This is a genomic window from Glutamicibacter sp. AOP12-B1-11 (assembly GCF_052379245.1).
In the GTDB taxonomy this organism is placed as follows: domain Bacteria; phylum Actinomycetota; class Actinomycetes; order Actinomycetales; family Micrococcaceae; genus Glutamicibacter.
Window position 1 is genome coordinate 1 of the sequence record NZ_JBQSYL010000059.1, and the last position, 6,265, is coordinate 6,265.

Sequence of the window (6,265 nt, forward strand, 5' to 3'; positions counted from 1 at the left end):
ACTCTGCTATCTGCTCAGCATGACAACTAAATTGAGTGCGAGATAATAGGCCATGACCACATTGCCCAAACCGACATCACTACTCGACGTAGTGAATGGTCAAGAGTCGACAGAGACTTTGAAACAGGTCCTAAGCAGAATAAGCGAATACGATGGCAATGTTAACGCCTTTGTAGATGAAGACAACCGCATGAGCAGACTGCATCGAGCCGTTATTCCTGGCAGTAATTCAAAACTCCTGCACGGCGCACTCGTTGGAGTCAAAGATATTATCCGAGTCGACGGCCTCGAAACCCGTGCTGGTTCGAGCCTTCCGCCTGACGCGCTTGCAGGACCGCAAGCCACGCTCATTAACCGTCTCCAAGACGCTGGGGCACTCGTGGCCGGCAAGACGGTGACTGCTGAATTTGCCGTCGCAGCACCTGGCCCTACTCGTAATCCTAGAGATCTAACACGCACTCCCGGCGGATCCAGTAGTGGATCGGCAGCAGCAGTCGCCGCGGGATTAGTCCCATTGGCCGTTGGCACTCAGACCGTCGGTTCGATCATTCGTCCAGCAGCCTATTGCGGTGTCGTCGGTTTCCGCCCTACCTGGGGAGCGATTCCCACCGATGGAGTTATCGCAAATTCTCCGTCCTTGGACACTATCGGTTTATTTGCCGCCGATCTCGATTCTATTGATCTTGCCGCAGGTGTGCTTTGCGACTGGGGAAACAGGAAACGAGTTAGCGAAGCACCTCCTGTTTTAGGAGTGCCCACTGCCGACTATCTCAAGTCGGCGTCTCCTGAAGGACTACGTGCATTCGAATATCACGTAGAGCTACTCCAAACAGCTGGGTATACGATCCGCAGAGCGGAACTCACACCAGATATTCGAATTCTCCACCAGAACCTCACTACGTTTCAGCGATTCGAATTAGCTCAAGTACACGCCAACTTGTGGCGAAAATACTCTGCCTTTTATCAAGATTCAACGGGTGCAGCGATCTTGGCTGGACAAAGCATTTCCCCTAGTGAATATCGGAAATCTGCGGAATGGCGTTCCTCGTTCCGCGCCCAACTCGCAAGCACAATGAGCAGTGCAGGAATTGATATTTGGGTGACACCAAGTGCGCCAGGGATTGCGCCTAAAGGCCTTTCCTCGACAGGGAATGCCGTCATGTCTGCGCCGTTTAGTTTCGCAGGATTGCCCGCGATAAATCTACCGGCTCCAAACACGTTAGGTAAGTTACCCTTTGGTCTCCAATGCGTTGCGGATGCTGGACGTGATCAGGAGCTTATCGCGAGTGCCCATGGCATTGCGTCAGCGCTAGAACTGGCTGGATAAGCCTAGTCTGATGTTGCGCCTTCCTTGGGTCGTCCGACGGAATCAGAATGCCACAGATGTTGCAGAGGGGGCGCTCTAGAGAAATCTGCATAAGGGGAAGGGCTACCGGGCTTCTTCGGCATCGAAAAAACGCTGAGCGTCATCTAAGACCGTGTCTATCCATTCAAACCGTTCGAGCTCTCGGATCTCATCCCGGGAGAACCATCCGATGTCCGAGACTTCATCGGCCTCGACAGCTGACGCATCCCCTACTAATTGACATAGGTAGACGGTCGTTACGTAGCTGACCAGATCTCCATTTGGATACTCGTTCAACAGGTTGGTGCCACCATAGCTGTCAAGCACCGAATGAATTTCAATGTCAGCACCGATTTCTTCCCAGACTTCGCGTTTCAAAGCGTCGCGTGGTCCCTCAAGGGGTTCCACGGCTCCGCCGATCAACCCCCATCGATTCCCTGCAACATGTAGTGCCAGAAGATAACGAGCATTATCGTCCCTGATTACTGCGGTTACTCCCGGCAGGACCAGCAGACGAGGCCCAATTAGTTGCCTCAACCCGGCAACATAGTCTGATACTGGCATGGCATAAGGCTACGACATGAAACCAGCGACACACAGGAACCTCCTGCGGGACACCCGCCGCCGTGTATATGGGCTGGCCTGCTTTGGTCAGTCTCAGTATCGCCGGGGCGTCCACCCGGATGGCAGCATGCCAGTTATCTTTCCCCGTTCAGAATCAGCCTCGGCTGACCAGCCTTGCGCTGCCTGTGCATCGTCGAAGGCACCCCGTGCCATGCGCAGACCAAGGTCCGGGTGGCTCATCCCAGGCGCACCACCGCGACGCGTAGAAGCCCGCGCGCTCCACGACTTATCAGCAAAACCTCCCCCGCGGAAGACTCGGTAATCGTCGTAGCGGGCCGGATCGAGTAGATCCCAGCACCATTCCCAGACGTTTCCAAGGGTGTCGTGGAGCCCGAAGGCATTGGGTAGTTTTTGACCAACTTCTTTCGGATTTTCTAGCTTGTCATTCGCTGTCCACCCAATGGCATCGAGGGGGCCATAATGTGGCCCCACGGTGCCAGCGCGGCACGCGTATTCCCATTCGGCTTCGGTGGGCAGGCGGTACCCGGAGGCGGTGGTCTGCCAACTCACTTCGCCTGCCTCGATGATGTATGCAGGGGCAAGTCCTTCATGCATTGACGCTGCATTGCAAAACTTGATGGCTTCCAACCAATTCATATCTACCAGAGGTGTTTCGGAGCCTGTTTCGCTAGTACCCATCAGTTGCGCGTACTGCGCCGTTGTGACGGAGGTGGTTCCAATCTCGAATGGTTCCAGATGGACGGTCCAACGGTATTTCCGTCGCGCATCGTGCAATTCCACTTGTCCGGCCGGTAGCGGACGAAGGTCAAAGGTAGGCATTCCATAATGCTCCCATGCCGTCCCATAAGACGGCCCTTTAAGTGAGCGCCCGCAAGGGGAACCCTCTACGGGACGCGTTGCCGTCGACTGGAATGTGACTTCTGGATTTTTAGGTCAGGCGTCGAGGGGCAGGTTTCCGAGGACTGAATCCATGGCTTTCAGGGTCTTTCCCATGGCTTCTATTTGATCTGAGATTATGGCACGTTCGCTGATCAAGCGCGCTCGGAGGATTGGTGTTTGGGACGCTGTATCGGTCATGCACGGCAAGATATCTGCAATGGTCGAGCTGCACAGCCCTGCTTGGAAAAGGTCGCGGATGAGTGCCACGCGCTCCACTGCTTCGTCCGTGTATATGCGTTGGCCGCTGCTAGATCGCGTGGAAACGAGGAGATGTTGTTCTTCGTAATAGCGAAGTGACCGTGGACTCGCTCCGGTTGCCTCGGATAATTGGCCAATTCTCATCGGTCGCTTGCCCCTCACATTGATGTCAGGTCCTAGTCTAGCGAGCATGACTACACAACAGCCTGAAACTGCCCCTGTCCTACAACTACGCGTCATCGTCGAGGCCGAAGACTTCGACGCCGCGATCGCCTTCTACCGCGACACCTTGGGCCTGCCTGAACAAGCCGCGTTTGAGGGCGATGGCGACGCAAGGGTTTCGATTCTGGACGCTGGGCGTGCCACCCTCGAAATCTCAAACCCGGCCCAGAAGCGGATGATCGACCAGGTCGAGACCGGCTCACGGCAAGGCCCCGGTATCCGGCTTGCCTTTGAGGTCACGGACGGGCACGGCGTCACCACCAAACTTGCTGAGGCAGGAGCAACCGTTATTGCCGAACCACGCGAGACGCCCTGGCGATCTCTGAACGCACGGCTAGAAGACCCCGCCGGGCAACAGATCACCGTGTTCGAGGAATTGGAAGACATCGCAACGCGCACCGACCGCGAAGGCTTTGGAACAGCAGCAAGCAGGTAACACCCCGGACTCGATTAAGTTCGGGGCGCACCCCGCAACATGGGTCGAAGTTTCAGCGGCGCGGCGGAACTATGCGTTCTGAAGCCGAAGAACCGTGTCGATCTGCACCTTTGCGCCGAGTGGAAGCGCCGCTACCTGGATCGTTGTCCGAACCGGGTACGGCGCTTCCAAATGCTTGGCATAGACGGCGTTGATGGCTGCAAAATCCTTGTAGTCCGTCAAATAGATTGTGGTGCGCAGAAGGTCCGATGTGTTCAATTCAATCTCGCCCAGCAGCGTCTCCAGGTTCTTCATCATGGCTTCGCACTGTTCAGCGACATCGTCCGAAACGAGCGTCCCGTCATCCGTACGCTGGCCGATGATTCCTGCGGTATACCCTGTGTCACCGTGTTGTACGAAATGTGAAAACGGGGCCGTGGACTGGTGAAGGTTTGGACTGAAATGGTGCTTCGCCATGGTTATTTCATTCAACTTTCAAAAGAATATGAGGGCGTTAAGAATAGTCCAACACTATATCGGGGCATCAGGAAACAATCCTGTGTGTCGATTGGCATCGAGGTTCTTAAGTGCCGACCAGATCGACCCGTAAGACGGTCCCCGAGAGGAACGCCCGTAAGAGGAACGTTCAGTGGGACACTCGGGCTCCACATATTTCACGACAAAGCGTAGAAGCACCAGGCTTCGCCGAGCAAGGGGCATGGCAACAACTTCAAGGCTATTGCACTTATCTTCTAAGCTAAGTAGATTAGCCTTATGGCATCGCGACTCGTAACGAAATACTTGCAGCTCCCAACGCAGGGGAAAATTGCCTACGACATCCAAGGCACAGGGCCGCTCATCCTGCTTGTTCCGGGAATGGGCGAACTGCGGTCTACATACCGCTTCCTAACCCCAGCGCTTGTTGCCGCCGGATATACCGTTGCCACAACGGACCTGCGGGGACACGGGGACAGCGATGCCTCGTTCCCTAGCTACGGCGACGTCGACACGGCCGAGGATATCGAGGGGTTGCTACGGAAACTGGGTGGTCCCGCCATCGTTGTCGGCAACTCGATGGCTGCAGGTGCGGCAGTAATCGTTGCGGCTGAGCACCCCGAGCTCATCAGTGGACTCGTCCTGATCGGCCCCTTCGTTCGCCAACCATCCACGAACGCCGTCGAGAACCTCCTCTTCCGGATCATGATGGTACGTCCCTGGGCACCAGCGGCTTGGAAAGCTTACCTGCCTACCCTCTACGCCGGCACCAAGCCCGCGGACTTCGCCGAATACCGCCAGGCAGCATTCAAGAGCATGAAACGACCCGGCTACAGAAGGGCCTTCTGCCTCACCACGCGCACCGACCACCTGCGGGCAGGCGAATGCCTAGCCGCGGTGGATTCGCCGACGCTTGTCCTCATGGGCGAGAAAGACCCGGACTTCAAGGACCCCACGGCCGAAGCAGACTGGATCGCGCATACACTTCACGGATCTGCCGTCATCATTCCCGATGCCGGCCACTATCCCCAATCGCAGCAACCAGGGATTACCTCGACCGCTATTATCAAGTTCCTCAGCGCGCTCAACAATCATGTCTAGGCCCGGATTGAACAGAACGATAGTCGTCGAGCGGGCGGCGCTGATTCTCGATGACCGTAGCCTTGACGGATTGAGCCTTTCCGTCCTGGCAGAGAGCCTAGGTGTGCGGACCCCATCCCTCTACAAACACATCGACGGAATGCCAGGCCTGCAACGCGACATCATGCTTCGTGCCAAAACGAGTCTGGCCCACGTCCTCGGACAATCTGCCATCGGACGCTCCCGAGACGATGCCATCAGGGCGCTGGCGCTTGCTTATCGTCGTTGGGCACTGCAACATCCCGGACAGTACCCGATGACGGTACATGCGCCCGCTTCCGGCGACGACGATGACGCTTGTGTCTCATCGTCAATCTCTGACGTCGTTTTCAACGTCCTCGAGGGCTACGGGCTCCTCGGGGACGACGCCGTGGATGCCACACGATTCCTTCGGTCCTCGCTCCATGGCTTCGTTGACCTTGAAACGCGCGGGGCATTCGAGCTTCCTGTGGACCTGGAGCGCAGCTTCGCCAGACTGACGGAGAGCGTCGTCGTGGCCCTGGACACTTGGTCTCGGTGATGCTTGTACATCAGGGGTAAGGGGTAGCGATGGAATCGCGACTACCTATCCATGGGGGAACCTTTACTGGGACACCGTGAGATCATCGTTGGTCACAGCGGCCACGCATCGACGGATCAAATCCTGATCTTCACCTTCCTGCGCGCTCGTATCTCCGCACCAGCGAGAACCATCGGAACTGACTGCAGCGAAGTGATTGAACCCCGGGCCTTGCCCGCCATGCCCAACAACAACTGGAGGTAGACCGCGCGTCATAAGTCCCAGCCCGTACCCAGCTTCCGGCGACATTGGATGATTCTGCGGAGCACCAACCAAATGGGTTTTCGACATTGCTTCAGGCAAAGCCGACCCCAGCTCGTTTCGCATGATTAACGCAATTCCACGTGCAGCTTCATCGGGTGTGGCC

At 56.6% G+C, this 6,265-nt stretch carries 9 protein-coding genes; 4 read left to right on the top strand and 5 right to left on the bottom strand.

From position 1 onward, the window contains the following. Positions 1-52: 52 nt before the first annotated feature. Positions 53-1,327, top strand: a complete 1,275-nt coding sequence (locus ACT3UQ_RS19345) for an amidase (RefSeq protein ID WP_444637779.1) — start codon at positions 53-55, stop codon at positions 1,325-1,327. Between the two features lie 102 nt (positions 1,328-1,429). On the opposite strand, the gene ACT3UQ_RS19350 is transcribed toward ACT3UQ_RS19345, so the two are convergent. From ACT3UQ_RS19350 to ACT3UQ_RS19360, 3 genes are all read right to left on the bottom strand, one after another. Next, positions 1,430-1,909 (bottom strand): NUDIX domain-containing protein, encoded by a 480-nt coding sequence (locus ACT3UQ_RS19350; protein ID WP_105553856.1) that lies wholly within the window; start codon positions 1,907-1,909, stop codon positions 1,430-1,432. Positions 1,910-2,002: 93 nt separating this feature from the next. Further along, positions 2,003-2,749 (bottom strand): formylglycine-generating enzyme family protein, encoded by a 747-nt coding sequence (locus ACT3UQ_RS19355; RefSeq protein WP_105553855.1) that lies wholly within the window; start codon positions 2,747-2,749, stop codon positions 2,003-2,005. 114 nt (positions 2,750-2,863) lie between these two features. After that, positions 2,864-3,307: a MerR family transcriptional regulator gene (locus ACT3UQ_RS19360; RefSeq protein WP_444637782.1), complete on the bottom strand. Its 444-nt coding sequence runs from the start codon at positions 3,305-3,307 to the stop codon at positions 2,864-2,866. On the opposite strand from ACT3UQ_RS19360, the gene ACT3UQ_RS19365 reads away from it, so the two are divergent. After that, positions 3,258-3,725: a VOC family protein gene (locus ACT3UQ_RS19365; RefSeq protein ID WP_096253786.1), complete on the top strand. Its 468-nt coding sequence runs from the start codon at positions 3,258-3,260 to the stop codon at positions 3,723-3,725. The genes ACT3UQ_RS19360 and ACT3UQ_RS19365 overlap by 50 nt on opposite strands. 69 nt (positions 3,726-3,794) lie before the next feature. Here ACT3UQ_RS19365 and ACT3UQ_RS19370 read toward each other — a convergent pair whose 3' ends face one another. Then, positions 3,795-4,181 (bottom strand): RidA family protein, encoded by a 387-nt coding sequence (locus ACT3UQ_RS19370; protein ID WP_096253787.1) that lies wholly within the window; start codon positions 4,179-4,181, stop codon positions 3,795-3,797. Between the two features lie 297 nt (positions 4,182-4,478). Here ACT3UQ_RS19370 and ACT3UQ_RS19375 point away from each other — a divergent pair, with 297 nt between their 5' ends. Both ACT3UQ_RS19375 and ACT3UQ_RS19380 read left to right on the top strand, forming a co-directional pair. Beyond that, positions 4,479-5,300 carry an alpha/beta fold hydrolase gene (locus ACT3UQ_RS19375; RefSeq protein ID WP_105553854.1) on the top strand — a complete coding sequence of 274 codons (822 nt, stop codon included), beginning with the start codon at positions 4,479-4,481 and terminating at the stop codon, positions 5,298-5,300. Positions 5,301-5,307: 7 nt separating this feature from the next. Beyond that, positions 5,308-5,859: a TetR/AcrR family transcriptional regulator gene (locus ACT3UQ_RS19380; protein ID WP_219843933.1), complete on the top strand. Its 552-nt coding sequence runs from the start codon at positions 5,308-5,310 to the stop codon at positions 5,857-5,859. Positions 5,860-5,922: 63 nt separating this feature from the next. Here ACT3UQ_RS19380 and ACT3UQ_RS19385 read toward each other — a convergent pair. Next, positions 5,923-6,265 (bottom strand): hypothetical protein (locus ACT3UQ_RS19385; RefSeq protein WP_444637783.1); only part of this gene is annotated, 343 nt, incomplete at its 5' end.

What these genes read in the sequence shown, in the direction of transcription:
- ACT3UQ_RS19350 (WP_105553856.1), bottom strand. Translation starts at nt 1,909, where the DNA reads ATGCCAGTATCAGACTATGTTGCCGGGTTGAGGCAACTAATTGGGCCT.
- ACT3UQ_RS19370 (WP_096253787.1), bottom strand. Translation starts at nt 4,181, where the DNA reads ATGGCGAAGCACCATTTCAGTCCAAACCTTCACCAGTCCACGGCCCCG.
- ACT3UQ_RS19345 (WP_444637779.1), top strand. Translation starts at nt 53, where the DNA reads ATGACCACATTGCCCAAACCGACATCACTACTCGACGTAGTGAATGGT.
- ACT3UQ_RS19360 (WP_444637782.1), bottom strand. Translation starts at nt 3,307, where the DNA reads ATGACGCGTAGTTGTAGGACAGGGGCAGTTTCAGGCTGTTGTGTAGTC.
- ACT3UQ_RS19365 (WP_096253786.1), top strand. Translation starts at nt 3,258, where the DNA reads ATGACTACACAACAGCCTGAAACTGCCCCTGTCCTACAACTACGCGTC.
- ACT3UQ_RS19355 (WP_105553855.1), bottom strand. Translation starts at nt 2,749, where the DNA reads ATGCCTACCTTTGACCTTCGTCCGCTACCGGCCGGACAAGTGGAATTG.
- ACT3UQ_RS19375 (WP_105553854.1), top strand. Translation starts at nt 4,479, where the DNA reads ATGGCATCGCGACTCGTAACGAAATACTTGCAGCTCCCAACGCAGGGG.